The organism is Rhizobium sp. 62_C5_N11_2, assembly GCF_051811185.1.
GTDB classification, from domain to species: Bacteria; Pseudomonadota; Alphaproteobacteria; order Rhizobiales; family Rhizobiaceae; genus Rhizobium; species Rhizobium leguminosarum.
On the sequence record NZ_JBPWPW010000001.1, the window covers coordinates 2,450,422 to 2,466,361 of the forward strand.

Genomic DNA, 15,940 nt, shown 5'->3' on the forward strand with positions numbered 1-15,940 from the left:
CTAGTGCCGGATCTTGTTGAGAAACGCTTGCGTTCGCGCTTCGCGGGGAGCGGTTATGACCTGGCGTGCCGGCCCGGCTTCGACGATGGTGCCGCCGTCAAGAAACAGGACGCGATCGGCAATGTCGCGCGCGAACGCGATCTCGTGCGTGACGATCAGCATCGTGCGCCCTTCGGCCGCCAGCTCCTCCATCACTTTCAGAACTTCCTGGACCAGTTCGGGATCGAGTGCGGATGTCGGCTCGTCAAACAGCATGAGCTTTGGCTTCTGGGCAAGCGCCCGCGCGATCGCGACACGTTGCTGCTGGCCACCGGACAGTTCGAGCGGTGAGGCGTCGGCGCGGTGCGTCATATGGACTTTGGCCAACATCTCCAACGCCAGTTCGCGGGCCTCGGCAGCAGGCAGGCCGCGCACCTTGCGCGCCGCGATCGCCACGTTTTCCGTCACCGACAGATGCGGCCAGAGATTGAAGAGCTGGAAGACCATGCCCATCTCGGCGCGTTGCGGTGCAAGTTGCCGGTCGCTCATGACATGGCCGTTGCGCGCACCGATGCGCTCGCCATCGAGGCGGATCTCGCCGGCACTGGGCTTTTCCAGAAAATTCATGCAGCGCAGACAGGTGGATTTCCCGGAGCCGGACGGACCGATCAGGGCAATCTTCTCACCTGGCGCGACATCGAAATCGATGCCTTTGAGAACTTCGATAGGACCATAGCTCTTGCGCAGGCCTGCAACGCTGAGAAGCGCATTCATCGCCGTTTCCTTATGCGACTATATCTACAGCGCCGCGCGTCTTTTCAGACGCGCCAAGGACGCTGTAGCACCTTGAATTGCTGCATAATTTTCTCCTGAAATCGATTCTGATTTAAGGAATTATGCAGTAGGCGAAGAGGGTGGACGAAAGCTGCCGTGCAGCTTCCGTCCGCACGGCTGTTCAGCCGCCAGCTGCGCAAGACGGCAGCTTGTAATCTGCCGGGCGATCGACGCCGGCTCGGAAGTTTTGGCCCACCGGCTTGAACCAGACATCCGACGACAATCCGTAGCGGGCGCCGATTTCCTTCATCTCGCAAGTCTTCCACATGTCAGCGATGATGACGTCCATCTTCTGGCGCAAATCGTCGTTCTTCTGATTGAGGCCAAAGACCACCTGGCCGAGACCGGTCAGCAGCGGGAAATCCGGACTGTTATCGGTGAAGGCAAGGAAGTGCATATTCCAATCAGGGTTCTGCTTGATGGCATAGGAGACCACCGGCGGATCGCCGATGACAGCGTCGATGCGCCCGGCAATAAGATCGCGCACGGCCGCGTCGGACGTGTCGTAGAGCGAGAGCTGAAGATCTTTGATGCTCTTCAATTCCGGAATGAACGAAAAGCCGGTGATCGTGCCGATCTTCTTGCCTTCCAGATCGGAAAGCTTGTCCCAACTCGTCTTCGTCGATTGCATGATGCCATTTTTGAAGTAGTGGATCGGCTCGGACAAACTCATGATCTTCGTACGCTTTTCGGTCCAGCCCATGGTGCCGAGCATGGCGTCGACGCGGCCTGACTGAACGGAGGCGATCGTACCCGACCATTCCATGAGCGCCGGCTCAATCTTGAGGCCGAGCTTGTCGGCAATGCGCTGCATGATTTCACCGTCGTAGCCTATCAGCTTCCCGTCCTGCCAGCCGGAGCCGGGCATGTCGCCGGTGAAGGCAACCGTCAGCTTGCCCTGCTCGGCAAGTTCGAAAGCATTGGCGATAGATGAAAGGGACATGAAGCTGCCTGCCAGCAGAGCGCACGTCACCATCCTTCTCGAAAGAGAAAGTGCCATTGTTCTGTGATCCTTGATTTGTTGGTTCCCCGGTCCGGTGGTTTCTGCTCCCCGGATGTCGCGTTCGACGAGAAGAAACTTGACACCGAAGACCGCGCCTGAATTTTATAAATCAGACATTTTCTTTGAAAAAAGGACATGGCTGCGCCCATGATCACATCCGAGCAACCTCCTGAAGCATCCGCCGGCGAGCCAGACTATGTGCGCTGGCTCGACGATCTTTGGGCCGAGCGGCTTCTGGTCGCACGCGACCGAAAGGCCGATCTCTCCGTCGGCATTCTCCTCTGGCCGACCTTCCCGATGATGTCGCTGACGGGTATCGTCGAGCCTCTCAGGCATGCGGCGGACTTCGCCGACAATTCCCGTCCATTACATTGTCGCTGGTCGATCATGGGGGCTCCGGGCCATGCAGCGGTCGCCAGCTGCGGCATCCGGGTTCACGCCGATGCGCCCTACATCAACCCGACCGACTTCGACTACGTCGTGGTTATCGGTGGCCTCCTGCCACATCTGCGCGCCGCACCCGGCAAGCATCGCGACTATCTCAGGGTGGCGGCATCGGCGGGTGTCCCGGTAATTGGTGTTTGCACGGGCGCCTTCGTCTTGGCGCAGGAAGGACTGCTTGCCGGACGCAAGGCGTGCGTTCATCCGTTTCATGCGGAGGATTTCCGTATTGCCTTTCCGCGTCTAGCCTTCTCCACGCGCGATGATTTCCTGATCGAAAACGGTCGCATTACCGTGCCTGGCGGCGTATCGATCCTGTCGCTGATGACTGAACTCATCCGCACGCATTGCGGACCGGATCGGGCGGCCAAGGCCGTGCACCAGCTTTCGCTCACGGAGCAGAAGCACATGAGCGTCTTCGATCACGGCCGCGCCACAACATTTCGCCGCACAGAAGATTCGCGCATACAGCGAGCCGTCGTTCTCATCGAGAGTCGGAAAGGCCGCGACGTCTCACCGGAACAGGTGGCCTCTTTGGTCGGCCTGTCGCCACGCCAGTTCGCGCGTCTCTTCCAGGACAATATCGGCATTACCCCGAAGCGCTTTATCGTCGAGACGAGATTGCGCTATGGCCGTTTTCTGATCGAAAATAGCACACTGCCCATGACGGCGATCGCCTTTGAAATCGGATTCTCCGACTCCGCCCATTTCGCGACCGCTTTTCGCAAGAAGTATGGCAAGCCTCCCAGGAGTTTCCGCTGATCTTTGTCGGGTCACCACGGCAGGATCGAAAACCGACTTCGACACTATTGCGATTTAATCGGATACGATTTATATAGGTCTCATCGTTAGAAAGCCCGGACAGGATGGACCGATGCCGACATCTAAAGCAGCTAAGGGGCCGGATATGCCCGCGCCCGCCTCCCCGCCGGCGGGCAAGGACGGCCGGAAACTTTCGAATTTCCTGTGCTTCGCGGTCTATTCGGCAAATCTCGCCTTCGGCCGCGCCTATAAGCCAATCCTGGACGAGCTTGGCCTGACCTACACCCAATATATCGCTATGGTGGCCCTCTCCGAAGAGGACGACCAGACCGTCGGCGTGTTGGGGGAAAAGATGTTCCTCGAATCCAACACCCTGACTCCCATCCTCAAGAAGCTGGAGTCGAATGGTTTTATCACCCGTCACCGCGATCCCGCCGATGAACGGCAGGTGCGGGTCAGCCTGACGCCGGCGGGACGCCAACTGGTTGAAACCGATCCCGGCAACGCGCTGCTTGGCGCCATCGGCCTCGGCGACGACTTTCCCGTCGTGCAGAAATCGGTGACGACGCTGCGCGACAACCTGCTGCGGTCAACGCAGGGCGAACCGGGGAAATCGTGATCGCGGCATCAGTCGCCTGATCTCGCCTGGGTCTACTGCCGCAGCGGCCGGAACGCAGCCCTAAGCTCGGCAGTGAAAGCCATCGGCTGTTCCCAGGCGGCGAAGTGACCGCCCTTCGGCAGCCGGTTGTAGTGGATGAGCTTCGGATAGGCCTTCTCCGCCCAGCTCTGCGGCGCCTGGTAGATCTCATCGGGAAAAGCACTGACCGCCACCGGGATCTTGATGCCCCTGGGGTCGAAGAACCCGCCCGACGGATGGTGCGCGTTGTCCCAATAGAGGCGTGCCGAGGAGATTGCGGTGTTCGTCAGCCAGTAGAGCGTGACGTTGTCGAGGATATCGTCCTTGGTCAGCCCCTCGGGCTCTCCGTCGAAAACGCGGGCGATCATCCGGTAACTGCGGATGTCGTGATCGAGCATCCACGACGCAAGCCCGACCGGCGAGTCGACGATGCCGTAGAGCGTCTGCGGCCGGTTGTTCATCTCGATGGCATAGCCCAGCCCATTCTTGTAGAAATCGTCGAGCTGATCGAAGGCGCGCCTTTCGTCCGGCGACAGGTCGGCTGGCGGCATGCCGCCGGCGGCAAGAGCCTTGGCGATGTCAGCCGGAACCGTGGCCGCCATGTTCGTGTGGATGCCGAGCAATCCCGGCGGCTCCTGCACCGCCATCAATTCGGTGACCGCGTTGCCCCAGTCGCCACCCTGCGCCACGAACTTCGTGTAGCCGAGACGTTGCATCAGCGTCACCCAAGCGTGCGCGATGCGCGGCGGGTTCCAGTTCCCCGACCCCGTCGGTTTCCCGGAAAAGCCGTAGCCCGGCAAAGACGGGATCACCACGTCAAATGCATCCTCTTCGCTCCCGCCATGCGCCGTGGGATCCGTGAGCGGTTCGATGATCTTCAGCTGCTCGATGATCGAGCCAGGCCATCCATGTGTGACGATCAACGGCAGCGCATTTTTATGCTGGGAGCGCACGTGAATGAAGTGGATATCCAGCCCGTCGATCTCGGTGATGAATTGCGGCAAAGCATTGAGCCGCGCCTCCATCTTACGCCAGTCGTAATCCGTCGCCCAATGTTTCGCGAGTTTCTGGATTGTCGCAAGCTGCACGCCCTGGGTATCGTCCGCGACGGTCTCCCTGTCAGGCCAACGGGTGGCCGCGACGCGCCGGCGCAGATCGTCAAGCTGATCCTCGGAGAAATTGACGCTGAATGGGCTAAGCCCGTCGCCGTTTGCCTCAGCGCTGCGCGTCCCGCCAAGCATGCCGATGGCTCCGGCGGCGGCCGTGGCCGCAAGCAGCTCGCGCCGCGTGGGCGTTGATAGGGATGTGGGTGGCATGACGCTCTCCTCTCCGTTTGATCTGTTCGGAAACGGACGAAGATCGACTGACCGACCTCGTTCGCAGCAGCAGGTCATTCGCGTCTGTCCGGGGACTATGCGCCCGGGCAATACAGGGGTCAACTTACCCTGTCAGGCTGTACCTCGACTGTCTCGATGGACGACTGGTCATTGCAAAGAGCCGTGGCTGCGGGCAGCATCGGCGCGAGATTGATGAGGAGAGGAGAATGCATGCCCGACATCGCGATGGGCGTCTTGAGCCGGAACGGAACCGTTCTTCTGGCCAGGCGCAGTTCGGAGCGCAAGGTGCACCCGGATCGCTGGAGCCTCCCGGGCGGCCATATCGAAGAGGGTGAAGACGCCGAGACGGCAATGTGCCGGGAATTGATGGAAGAAATAGGCGTGACGCCGGAGCTCTGGCAGTTTGCAGGACGGTTCGGATCGGAAGGCCCGCCCGAAGCATCCGTCACGTTCCATGTCTATCACGTCGATAAATGGCACGGCCGGCCGCGACTTATCGGTGATGAACACACCGAGCTCAGATGGTTCACCGCCGCCGCGATAGAAAAAGAAGCCGAATTGGCGTTGCCTCAGCTCACTGAGATGCTGGCAAACCTGGCCATGCGGAAACCAGGCGCACCCGCTTAGGTCTCTTTGGCGGTCACGACGTCTCGCCGGCTGAACGGGTCTTCAGCGCGCATGATGCTGGACGTCGCCAAGCGCACCAGCCTCCATCATCTCGGCCGCCCTCGCATAACCGCCGCCCATCCCGTCGAGGAAATGCAGGTGCGAATCCGGCCTGTCCGATGGCACGAGACAAGTCATCAGCGCATGCGACTGGCGGTGCAGTCCGAAGTTGATCTCGCCGCGCGCCCTTGCCGGAACGAGGATCGCTTCGACCCTGTCGATCTGTTCCGGCGTGCAGTCCAGCGTCAGGCGCAAACCGTCGTCGAACTTGCGGAAATCCGAATTGGCGGCGACCTCCGACCAGCCTTTCGCATCGACCTGCTTCCCACTTTCTCCTGACAAAGGAATACCGCCGGGAAGCGGATGAGACTGGCGCGGCGCGGCATCGAAAACCGCAAGCACACGTTTCCCCAGCGCCGCAAAGACCTCGGGACTGATATGGTCGCTTGGCTCGACCAGCAGCGACAGGATCTCGCCACGTTGGCTTGGGAACGGGGTCCAGTCACAGCTGAGGCCAGCCAGATCAGGCTTCGTCGCGTAGCGGCCCGGCTTGACCAGATACCGGCCGCTCTTGATCTGCTGCTCCGCCCATTTGAGCCCTCCCCCTGCAAACATCGCATAGGTCGCTTTTTCCGAAGCCGCATAGCGGGCAATTCTGACGTCGCGCCCACTATTGCGGATTTCACGCACGGTGAGCAGCCCGATCCGAAGGGTAAGATCGAGATCGCTTCTTGCAAAGCTCGCGACCTGCCGCAACGCCGAGGTCGCGGCCATGATGCCGTGCGGCGGCAAGGCGAATGCCGCCCCATCCCCACGAAACACGAAGGGGAAATCGAACGAACCCCAGGCATTGCCGAGCGCCGCGATGACAGATGCGCCGGCATAGTTGACGTCTTCATAGCGCCCCGACCGGATCGCCGCGGTCGAGCTGACGACGTCGGTGATGCCGATCAGCCAGTCATCGGGCAACGGCTCATAGACATCAGGATCGAGCACGAGCGAAAACTCGTCATAGGCCTGGTGCGGCTGGGCGTGGCTATTGATCATGGCGTATCCAGATCGGCAAGATTTCCGGTGCCTGCTACCTCAGGAAGGGGTCTGCCGGCGATCGGCAGGCCCTCCGCATCAAATCCTCTGGCGGTGAGGTCTACCCTTCCGCGCTCAGACAAGCTTGGTCTCGACGTCGATATTGCCGTGTGTCGCCTTGGAATAAGGGCAGATGCCATGGGCTGCCTCGATCAGCTCCTGCGCGACGTCGCGATCGATGCCGGGCAGGCTGACATTGAGGCGCGCCCTGAGGAAGAAGGAACCGTTATCGACGTTAAGATCGATCTCCGCATCGACCTCGGGACCGGCCGGCAGCGTGATCTTCCGTTGCGAGGCGGCGAACTCGATGGCGCCGATATAGCAGGCCGACCAGGCGATGCCGAACAGGTTTTCGGCAGCTGGATGAGGTTGCGGCAGCTTGATGTCGATCGTGCCGTCGCTGCTGCGTGCAGAGCCGTTGCGGCCGCCGGAGATGTGGGTTTTGCCGGTAAAGAGAAGCTTCTCGGTCATGGTGATATCCTTTCGGTTTGGATTTATTACGCATCCGATTAAATCGGATGCGCTCTAATACGCCGCACCAAAACCGATGTCAACAACATTCCGATTTAATCGGATACGATTTGTTTCTCCGACAAACTCATCGCATCAAGGCAATCCTCGACGGCAGCTGCGCGAGCAGACCTACCCGCTGAGCAAAGTCACGTCTTGCCCGGGAACAGAGCCCTCTATAGGTTCTGCCGGCAAGCGCGAGGTGACGTCCATGAAAAGCCCGGAGAGATGACATGTCCTCCATAACAGCAGACAATGCGGGACAGTATGGCGACAGCCGGAAGCTCGCCGCGCGGGCTCGACTGCATAGCCAATACACCATCGCCGAGACGGCCTGGTTTCCATGGGTTGCGGCGCGGTTGTCCCTGAAGCCAGGCGCTCGTGTCCTCGACGTCGGCTGCGGGCCGGCCTGGTTCTGGGCAGCAACGGCAGGTCTGCTGCCGGAGAATCTTGACCTGACGCTCGCCGACCTTTCACAAGGCATGGTCGACGAGGCGGTGGCGCGTTGCAGCGCCCTGCCATTCGGCTCCGTCCGGGGTTGCCAAGCCGACGCAGCCGCACTCCCCTTCGAAGATGGCGTGTTCGATGCCGTGGTCGCGATGCATATGCTCTATCACCTGCCCAACCCGGCCGCCGGCATCACGGACATGTCAAGAGTGCTGAAACCAGGCGGCTTACTCGCGGTCACAACCAACGGCGCCGGCAATATGCGCGAGATCTACGAGCTAACGACGATATTCGGCAGTGCCCCATCCGATCCGGCTGCCGAAGCCTTCGGATATGACGCTGCCGAACGATTGATGCGGTCGCAATTTGGAAACGTGAGCATGTCGCAGCATCCGGCAAGCCTGCGGATCACCGAGCCCGAGGATGTATTCCTGGCGCTCACCTCCTATCCACCCGGCGATGGCGCCGGCGAACTGCAGCTCACCAGGTTCCGTCAAGCCATTGCCGATGCGTTCAGGCAGTGCAACGGCGTGCTTGAGGTCCGCAAGGAAACTGCGCTGTTCTTGAGCAGGAAGACGGCCTGATCCGATCACTGCATCTGCTGCGACGTTACGAGCGCGGCCGGCCGTCGTCGAACAGCGTGGCGAGCCACTGGTAGTATCGCGGCTGCTGCTCTCGCAGCTGGCTGCGCGAATAAGGCGGCCGATCGATGTCACCGAACAGGTAGACGCTGGCCGTGACCGCGAAGAACTCGTGACCATTGCTCATCATGTAGGAATCGCCCGGCCAGACCCGCCGGCCGATATCGAAGAATTGCTTGACATCGGGATTGTCGAATCCGCCCGGAAGCATCCGGTCGTGGTAGGCATGCAGAAGTTCATGCAGGATGATCGGCTTGTCGGGCGCAAGACTTTTGACGCGCAGGTCGATGCCGGTCTTGCTGCTGTAATGGCCGGGCCCGGCTTTTGCGGCGGCTGGGTTGGCCCAGATCCTGATCGTGCGCATGAAGGTGAGAACATCGGGTTTAAGATCGACATGCTCGACAATGTCGAGCTGCCGCTTGACGGCCGCGACCATCTCCCGGTCGGGCTCCGCGCCCTTGGCGTTGGTGAGATCGACCTGCCATCCATGATAGTTGAAAACCAGCGGATCGGCTGACGCCGCCCCCGCTGCCGAGATCATGATGGCGATGGCGGCGCAAAGCGCCAGAATTCTCGAAATCGGTCTCACGGCCCCTCCTCAACATGTCCGACGCGGACTGTTGCACAGGCACCCTGAAGGCACAATCGCGTCATCACGGCGTTGATGTCGCGCGCATAAAGTCGGGAAAATGCCGATGTCGCCGAGCGGCGCTCAGACCTTCTCTCTCTTCCTGATTTTTTCCTTCGGTTCCACCGGCGCATCGGGCGTCGGGGCCAGAAGTTTGCGCAGCGATCCGATCTTGTCCTTCACCAACGGCCGGAAGCGCGTCGCGCGATAGGGCATGTCGGCAGCACCATAACCCTCCGGCCCGTCGTCATTGCCGCGATTGATTTCCGCAAGCTTCACCCCGATGAAGGTGCCGTCGATATAATGGGTATATTCGCCCACCCAGCGGATCGTATAGATCTCGCCTTTGCGGATGAGCTGGTCGATGCTGACATGCTTGAAGGTATCGTTGATGCAGACGACCTTCTGGCCGACGTGGAAATCATAGCTCATGGATCAAACTCTCGAAACGGCAATCCGCCTGGCCGATCTATAGCGTGCCCTGCGGCGGGGATGAACCGTTTTCTGCCAGCCGGCCCAATTGCGGCCGCAACATCAGCATCCGCCGCATGGTTCAGGAGGACATGCATCAGTCGCAATAGGCCTTGCCGCTTTTGCGGGAGCGAAGATCGAAGTGGAAGTGGTTCCAGTGCTCCGGGTTGCTGCCAGGCCCCAGCACGGTGTTGAAATAGCGGCAGCTGTCGCTGCGCACCGCCTTCAGCAGCCGCCCCTCGCGCAGCGAGAACAGGCCCTTCTTGCGCACGTCGATCTCGTGGCCGTTCTTCAGCACGAACTTGCCGACGTCGATGGCGTTGCCGCGGGCGTGTTCCGACATCGGATTGTATTTCTGCCGGCTGTTGTTCATGCGCCGGCAGGAATAGCCGCCGAGCGGCTGGATCGTCTTGATGCCGGACCAGTAACGGTAGCGGGCGGACGGTGCCAGTTCGTTCTTGACCCATTTGGCGAAGGCGAGCGTCACCTGGCAGTTCAGCGTTACAGCCGGGCGGACGCCGATATTGCCGGAAAGCCCCTTCAGCGACACCGGATAAGGCACCTGGCAGGCCGGGCCGTTCGAAATCGGCGGCTTGTCGTCGAAGAGCACGCCCATGCGCTTCAGCTCGCGCCGGCAGGCAAGCTCGGACGATGGCATGACGCTGGGATCGACGGGTGCCGCCGGCTCGCTCATCATCGGATTGTTCGGCCGCAGCATCGCGACCTCTTCGCTCTCGTCCTCTTCGGGAACACGGGTCGGCGCCACCACCGGGCTGCCGTCGTTCCAGGCGGGCGCCCGGCTCATCTGCGTCTGCGCAGCCGGCTGCGGCATTGGTTGCTGCGCGGGCTGGCGCATGGGCTGGTTGAGCTGCGTCGGATTGTCGGTGCCGATGCCGTCGACAACAGGCTCGGTGGCATTGCCCTCGGCGATCTGCTGCTGTTGTTCCTGCGCCAGCCCGACGACCGGCTCGGCTCCGAGCTCATCATCCATGTTGACGCCGCCGGATGGGATCGCAAGATCCTGCGTGCCGCCCCAGTTCTGGTTCTGCTGCGCCAGCGCCTCGTCGCTGTCGATCATCGGCAGCTTGCGCCCCGGTGCGGTTTGCGGCGGAGCGGCTCGTGCAGCGTGGCCGGTACCGGCAAGGTTCGGCGTGTCGAGGTAATCGACGGAGCCCTGGCTATTGCCGACGGGCGCGCTGGAAACTGGATAGGAGGCCTGACTTTCCACAGGTGCCATTCGGACCGAGGGCGCCATGCGCGCCGCTGGCGCCCGCGCGGGCGAGATCGAGCTGACCCTGGTGCCGTTGTCGACATTGGCCGGCGGCACCAGTCCGTCGCTGATCGAACAGGTCGTCAGCGCCGCCGAGAGGATAACGGGCAAAAGGGTTCGCCGAGGAAAGGAAACAAACGCCATACTCTTATCGCTTCCGCAGGCTGGCTGGGCAGTGACCGAAAAAACTCACTCTAATTTTAATTAAAAACGGTGAATGAAAACTTACCGGCACAATCTGAAGGCGACGGAAATGAAAAAGGCCGGTTTCCCGGCCCTTGATCTCTCCGTTTCCTCACGCAGCCCGTGTGTATCGGGTGACTGCTGACTGCTCCCCGCGCAGGCGGAAATTCGCAAGCAGCGTCTTCAGCTGGGTGCTCTCGTCTGCGAGCGTGCGGCTCGCCGCCGTCGTCTGCTCGACCATCGCGGCATTCTGCTGGGTCATCTGGTCCATATGGTTGACGGAACCGTTGATCTCGTTCAGCCCGGTCGACTGCTCGCGTGCCGCAGTGGCGATCGAGGCGACGTGGTCGTTGACCTGATTGACCAGCGCCTCGATTTCCAGCAGCGCTTCGCCCGTCGAGCGCACCAGCGCCACACCGCCCTCGACTTCCGTCGCCGATCGGCTGATCAGTTCCTTGATCTCCTTGGCCGCATTGGCCGAACGCTGGGCGAGTTCGCGTACCTCTTGCGCAACGACCGCAAAGCCGCGGCCCGCTTCGCCGGCGCGTGCGGCCTCGACGCCCGCATTCAGCGCCAGAAGATTCGTCTGGAAGGCGATCTCGTCGATGACCGAGATGATCTGACCAATGCGGTTGGAGGAATCCTCGATCCGGCCCATCGCCGTCACCGCATTGCGGACGATCTCGCCGGATTTTCCGGCACTTGCCTTGGTCTCGGCCACCATCTCGCGCGCCTCGTTCGCCCGTTCGGATGCCGTCTTGACCGTCGCGGTGATCTCGTCGAGCGCTGCCGCCGTCTCTTCGAGTGCGGCCGCCTGCTGCTCCGTGCGCTTCGACAGGTTGCCGGTCGCCTCGCTGATGTCGGAAGCGCTTTCGTTGACCACATGGCTCGATTCGGCGATCGCATGGATCACGCCGTTCAGTGCATCGACAGCGGCGTTGAAATCGCCCCTCAGCTTGGCGTAATCCTCGCCGATATCGCCGATCGCAACCGTCAGGTCACCGCCCGCAAGCTTCTCCAGGCCGACGCCGAGCGCCTGCATCGCTAGAGTTTGCCGCTCGGACGCCGAACGCAGACTTGCCTCGTTGCCGCGACGCTCTTCCTCGATCTGCCGCTGCCTATCGTCTTCCCGCCCGCGCAGCGCGCTACGCTCATCGACGGAGTCGCGCAGCACCAGCAGCACCTTGGCCATCTGGCCGATCTCATCGCGACGGTCACTGCCGGCGATCTCCACCGATGCTTCTTCGGCGGCAATCGCGTTCATCGCTGCCTTCAGCCGGGCGATCGGCGCCGTGACGCTGCGCACGATGGCATAGGCGATCGCGATCGTGGCGGCGGCGCCAAGCAGGCAGAGCACTGCGGCCCACATCGCATTCTGGCGATAGAGCGCGGCAAGATCATCCGCATAGACACCGGTGCCGACGATCCAGCCCCAGGGCTCGAAACCGGCGACATAGGAATACTTCAGCACCGGCTGGTCGGCGCCCGGCTTCGGCCAAAGATAATCGACGAAGCCCTTGCCGTCCTTCTTCACCTTGTTGACGAACTCAACGAACAGGAACTTGCCCGTCGGATCCTTCATCTGGGAGATATCGGTGCCGTTCAGCTGCGGCTTGATCGGGTGCATCACCATGGTGGGACGCATGTCGTTGATCCAGAAATAACCGTCGGCGCCGTAGCGCATCGCGCCGATCACGTCCTTGGCGGCCGCCTGCGCCTGTTCGCGGGTCATCGTGCCCGCCTGTTCCATCTTGTAATATTTGTCGAAGATGCCGAGCGCCGTCGCATCCATTTGCGCCAGCCCCGCCTTCCGCTCCGCTTCCAGCTCGGAATAAGAATAGTTCAGAAAGAAGACCATCGTCGCCGCAAGCACGGCAAGCGTGAATCCGACGAGGCAGTAGAGACGGGTGGAAATCTTGACGTTGCGCATGAGGTTCCCGGCGATTCTTGTATTTGAGATCGATCGCATTCTGAATTGCCGGAATTACTGGAGCGTAAAGCTTAATTAGAAGGCCATTAAATAACGTAAGGTCAGGTGACAGCCGTAAAATTCAACCATTTGAAATCGAATGAAATTTCAATCGGCAAAGGCGGCAACATTTTTCCCGCCGGCTGCCTCTAGCACCCGGCATTGCTGTCTTTTACAGCCCACGGCCTTTGCACTAGGGTGCTCTCCAGTGAATCGCCGGCCCGACGCCGCACCCAGATGGAGAAAACTTGATGACCGATGCCGCCAAGCCGAGAGGCGAACTGACGCTGCGCACACTTGCGATGCCCGGTGATGCCAATCCGGCTGGCGATATCTTCGGCGGCTGGGTCATGGCGCAGATGGACCTTGCCTCCGGCATCCGCGCCACTGAGCGCGCCAGGGGCCGTGTCGTCACTGCCGCCGTCAAGGAGATGGCTTTCGAGCTGCCGGTCAAGATCGGCGATACGCTGTCTGTCTATACCGATATCGAGCGCGTCGGCCGCACCTCGATCACGCTCTGCGTCGAAGCCTGGGCGAACCGCGCCCGTTATGCCAAAATGGAAAAAGTGACGGCCGGCACCTTCATCATGGTGGCGCTCGACGAAGAGGGCAAGCCCAAGCAAGTCCCCGAGGAGTGACAGGCCGGGGATCGACAACATGGAAACGGTCAGTTCGCCGGAGGTCTTCCTTCACATCAAGGTGGTGATGGGCATGGTCATCAGCCTTTCGCTCGCCAGGGTGCTGACCGGCGTTGCCGGCATCGTCCAGCATCCAGCCAAGGCCAAGGTCTACCCCATCCATCTCGGCTGGGCGCTGTCGATGTTCCTGTTCATCATCCATATCTGGTGGTGGGAATATCGCTTGCAGGCCGTGCCGGCCATCGGCTTCGGCATCTATCTCTTCCTGATCTGCTTCTGCAGCCTGTTCTTCCTGCTCTGCGCCCTGCTCTTTCCTGCCTCGCTCGACGAATATGGCGGCTACGAAGAATATTTCATTTCCCGGCGCAAATGGTTCTTCGGCATCCTCGGCCTGACCTACGCCGTCGATATTCTCGATACGGCGATCAAAGGTCATGAACGCATCCTCTCTCTCGGCTGGGAATATCCCGCGCGCAACATTGTCTACATCATCCTCTGCACCATCGCCGCCTGGACTCCCAACCGCCGCTTCCACGCCACCTTCGTCATCGCCAACCTGATCTACCAGATAAGCTTCATCTTCCGCCTCTATGATGTTCTTGGGTGAGACGTGGTCCCGCGAAGCGCGGGGCAATCGATCCAGTGAATCGATTGCAAGGTCGAACGCCCAGAGCCCAAGCGAAGGGCCGGGCAGCCGCAAACTCCATATCCCCACAGCCGTCACAAACATCACTGGCCGGCATCCGTCACCCGACGCATCGCACCTGCCCATCGAAGCCAGACAGCCGCATAGTAAGCAGCACATGCACACGCCCCCAGTATCGCGATGTGATGCAAAAAGAACGCGATCGTGGACTCCTGGAAGTCCCAGAAATCGATCGACGGCCGGGCCATGAGCCGGTCTCCGATTCCCATGACGAATATGCTGTGAATGCCGTATGCCGCAATTGCGCCCGCAACGGCACGAAGGCATGCGGTCCGGATCGCGTTTGGCGGCCCAACCCGTAAGAGCTTCCCAGTGACCACCATGATCATCGACCAGTGAAGGCCAAGATGGACGGCTGCGAGGATGAACGCCCAATAGGCCGCGAGGATGTGAATTTCGCGCGCCGTCGGCCCACCGCTCAAGGGAAGGAAAGCAAATACCGTGCGGGAAATCGGCATGCTGGTCACCAGCAATGCTGATATCGCCAAGGCGATCGAGATATTCGAAGCGATTGTCAGAAAACTCGGCCTGCCGCGCGCCGCCTTCGGAAGCCTCGCCCACCAGCGTCTGTTGAAGACGTTGTGCGAGACGAGAAGAATGAACATACCCGTGCCGATCAATTCATGCGTGGTGTTGTCGAGCCACCAGTAGGCGAGCGCGACAAAAAGTAGTCCGGCCGCGGTGAAGTCGAGCACGAGGCGGATCACGAAAAAAGGACTCACGATGCGACGCCCTCGCCAGGGGTTCGATCCGGCCTAGTCAATGACGGCTCCGTCAAATTCCTTGAGAGCGTCGAGAGTGTAGAGGAAGTCTTCGTCGGCCCTGGACGAATGACAGGACTGACACCGCGCCGTGTTCTCGGCCATGTTGACGCTGCCGTCCGGCTTGAACCATTGGAACTGCCAGTCGCCAGTGCGACGATCTTCGTCATAATCGCCGCCCCAGCCGGAACCCTTTTCCATGACGAAGGTGCGATAGACTTCCCCATCGCGGTAATCGACCAGCACGAAGTGCGTACCGTCTGGAACAGGTTGCCCGTTCTTCACCGCCTGGATCGCTTCATTCGTCGTCATGATGTGCTCGGTCACGTTGCCGCGCCTGACGGTCGTGTAGTGAACAAGGCCTGCCAATTCGGGCAGCGTCGTCCGGTTCGGCTCGGCGTCGACCTTCCAACCGACCAGAACTACGGCGCCGGCCATGGCAAAGAGAATGGAAATGCGCTTGATGAGATGACGCATGGATGTCTTTTCCTGGTTTTGTGCGGAAGATTCGGGCGACCGGCTTCGGCAAAAGCGGAAGGCCGCTCGTCTCATTCACGTCCGAACACGTCTTTCGCGACGGCAACGGCCGAGACCGCATTCGGCCAGCCGGCGTAGAAGGCAAGGTGGGTGATCGTCTCGATCAGCTCGTCCTCGGTCACACCGTTCTGGCGGGCCATGGCAAGATGGGATCTGAGCTGGTCGGGCCGGTTCATAGCGATCAGCGCGGCAACAGTGACCAGGCTGCGATCCCGCTTCGACAGCTGCGGGCGCTCCCATATGTCGCAATAGAGGACGTCGTCGGTCAGTTCAGCCAGCTTCGGCGCGGTCGCGCCCATCAGCTGCTGGGCGCGTGAGCGCCGTGACTTGTCGTCCCCTTCTGCCGGTGTCTGAGCACTGACGGCGCCCGGCAGAACGGCCAGCATCATGCTGGCCGACAGCATCAGGTTTCCCAACAGTTGTTTCATGGTCTT

The 15,940-nt window shown here is 60.9% G+C and carries 18 protein-coding genes; 6 read left to right on the forward strand and 12 right to left on the reverse strand.

The window, feature by feature from the left end; all coding sequences use genetic code 11:
- The gene (locus AB8B31_RS12360) at window positions 1–753 is read right to left on the reverse strand and encodes an amino acid ABC transporter ATP-binding protein (RefSeq protein ID WP_018242470.1); all 753 of its coding nucleotides are present in this window, start codon (window positions 751–753) and stop codon (window positions 1–3) included.
- A gap of 181 nt (window positions 754–934) precedes the next feature.
- Complete coding sequence (locus AB8B31_RS12365) at window positions 935–1,813, reverse strand: ABC transporter substrate-binding protein (RefSeq protein WP_026230804.1); 879 nt, start codon at window positions 1,811–1,813, stop codon at window positions 935–937.
- Window positions 1,814–1,963: 150 nt separating this feature from the next.
- On the opposite strand from AB8B31_RS12365, the gene AB8B31_RS12370 reads away from it, so the two are divergent.
- Both AB8B31_RS12370 and AB8B31_RS12375 read left to right on the forward strand, forming a co-directional pair.
- A complete protein-coding gene (locus AB8B31_RS12370) occupies window positions 1,964–3,019 on the forward strand; it encodes a GlxA family transcriptional regulator (protein ID WP_130652601.1) in 1,056 nt (351 codons plus the stop codon).
- A 145-nt stretch (window positions 3,020–3,164) separates the two neighbouring features.
- Window positions 3,165–3,638 carry a MarR family winged helix-turn-helix transcriptional regulator gene (locus AB8B31_RS12375; protein ID WP_018242473.1) on the forward strand — a complete coding sequence of 158 codons (474 nt, stop codon included), beginning with the start codon at window positions 3,165–3,167 and terminating at the stop codon, window positions 3,636–3,638.
- Window positions 3,639–3,670: 32 nt separating this feature from the next.
- On the opposite strand, the gene AB8B31_RS12380 is transcribed toward AB8B31_RS12375, so the two are convergent.
- On the reverse strand, window positions 3,671–4,972 hold the full coding sequence (locus tag AB8B31_RS12380) for an epoxide hydrolase family protein (protein ID WP_130652602.1): 1,302 nt from the start codon (window positions 4,970–4,972) through the stop codon (window positions 3,671–3,673).
- A 231-nt stretch (window positions 4,973–5,203) separates the two neighbouring features.
- Here AB8B31_RS12380 and AB8B31_RS12385 point away from each other — a divergent pair, with 231 nt between their 5' ends.
- Window positions 5,204–5,620, forward strand: coding sequence for an NUDIX hydrolase (locus tag AB8B31_RS12385; protein WP_130652603.1), 417 nt, complete (start codon window positions 5,204–5,206; stop codon window positions 5,618–5,620).
- A 42-nt stretch (window positions 5,621–5,662) separates the two neighbouring features.
- On the opposite strand, the gene AB8B31_RS12390 is transcribed toward AB8B31_RS12385, so the two are convergent.
- Together AB8B31_RS12390 and AB8B31_RS12395 are read right to left on the reverse strand one after the other, a co-directional pair.
- Window positions 5,663–6,706: a DUF3095 family protein gene (locus AB8B31_RS12390; protein WP_130652604.1), complete on the reverse strand. Its 1,044-nt coding sequence runs from the start codon at window positions 6,704–6,706 to the stop codon at window positions 5,663–5,665.
- 114 nt (window positions 6,707–6,820) lie between these two features.
- Window positions 6,821–7,216, reverse strand: coding sequence for an Ohr family peroxiredoxin (locus AB8B31_RS12395; RefSeq protein WP_047621029.1), 396 nt, complete (start codon window positions 7,214–7,216; stop codon window positions 6,821–6,823).
- A gap of 272 nt (window positions 7,217–7,488) precedes the next feature.
- Between AB8B31_RS12395 and AB8B31_RS12400 the strand changes: the two genes are divergently transcribed.
- Entirely contained in the window at window positions 7,489–8,286 is a 798-nt protein-coding gene (locus tag AB8B31_RS12400) for a class I SAM-dependent methyltransferase (RefSeq protein ID WP_130652605.1), read from the forward strand.
- Window positions 8,287–8,311: 25 nt separating this feature from the next.
- Here the strand turns inward: AB8B31_RS12400 and AB8B31_RS12405 are convergent, their stop codons facing one another.
- The 4 genes from AB8B31_RS12405 to AB8B31_RS12420 all read right to left on the reverse strand — a co-directional run bounded on the left by AB8B31_RS12405 (window position 8,312) and on the right by AB8B31_RS12420 (window position 12,825).
- Entirely contained in the window at window positions 8,312–8,932 is a 621-nt protein-coding gene (locus tag AB8B31_RS12405; RefSeq protein WP_018242479.1) for a hypothetical protein, read from the reverse strand.
- 123 nt (window positions 8,933–9,055) lie between these two features.
- On the reverse strand, window positions 9,056–9,403 hold the full coding sequence (locus tag AB8B31_RS12410; RefSeq protein WP_130652606.1) for a CAP-Gly domain protein: 348 nt from the start codon (window positions 9,401–9,403) through the stop codon (window positions 9,056–9,058).
- A 136-nt stretch (window positions 9,404–9,539) separates the two neighbouring features.
- Entirely contained in the window at window positions 9,540–10,856 is a 1,317-nt protein-coding gene (locus AB8B31_RS12415) for an extensin-like domain-containing protein (RefSeq protein ID WP_027684088.1), read from the reverse strand.
- A 151-nt stretch (window positions 10,857–11,007) separates the two neighbouring features.
- Window positions 11,008–12,825: a methyl-accepting chemotaxis protein gene (locus tag AB8B31_RS12420; RefSeq protein ID WP_130652607.1), complete on the reverse strand. Its 1,818-nt coding sequence runs from the start codon at window positions 12,823–12,825 to the stop codon at window positions 11,008–11,010.
- Window positions 12,826–13,115: 290 nt separating this feature from the next.
- Here AB8B31_RS12420 and AB8B31_RS12425 point away from each other — a divergent pair, with 290 nt between their 5' ends.
- Complete coding sequence (locus tag AB8B31_RS12425) at window positions 13,116–13,502, forward strand: acyl-CoA thioesterase (RefSeq protein WP_003560314.1); 387 nt, start codon at window positions 13,116–13,118, stop codon at window positions 13,500–13,502.
- Between the two features lie 19 nt (window positions 13,503–13,521).
- Window positions 13,522–14,109 carry a hypothetical protein gene (locus AB8B31_RS12430; RefSeq protein WP_018447223.1) on the forward strand — a complete coding sequence of 196 codons (588 nt, stop codon included), beginning with the start codon at window positions 13,522–13,524 and terminating at the stop codon, window positions 14,107–14,109.
- A 122-nt stretch (window positions 14,110–14,231) separates the two neighbouring features.
- Here the strand turns inward: AB8B31_RS12430 and AB8B31_RS12435 are convergent, their stop codons facing one another.
- From AB8B31_RS12435 to AB8B31_RS12445, 3 genes are all read right to left on the reverse strand, one after another.
- Complete coding sequence (locus AB8B31_RS12435) at window positions 14,232–14,930, reverse strand: DUF4405 domain-containing protein (RefSeq protein WP_131604858.1); 699 nt, start codon at window positions 14,928–14,930, stop codon at window positions 14,232–14,234.
- A 33-nt stretch (window positions 14,931–14,963) separates the two neighbouring features.
- Entirely contained in the window at window positions 14,964–15,446 is a 483-nt protein-coding gene (locus tag AB8B31_RS12440; RefSeq protein WP_113541966.1) for a cytochrome P460 family protein, read from the reverse strand.
- A 71-nt stretch (window positions 15,447–15,517) separates the two neighbouring features.
- Complete coding sequence (locus tag AB8B31_RS12445) at window positions 15,518–15,934, reverse strand: carboxymuconolactone decarboxylase family protein (RefSeq protein WP_197728261.1); 417 nt, start codon at window positions 15,932–15,934, stop codon at window positions 15,518–15,520.
- Window positions 15,935–15,940 lie beyond the last annotated feature (6 nt).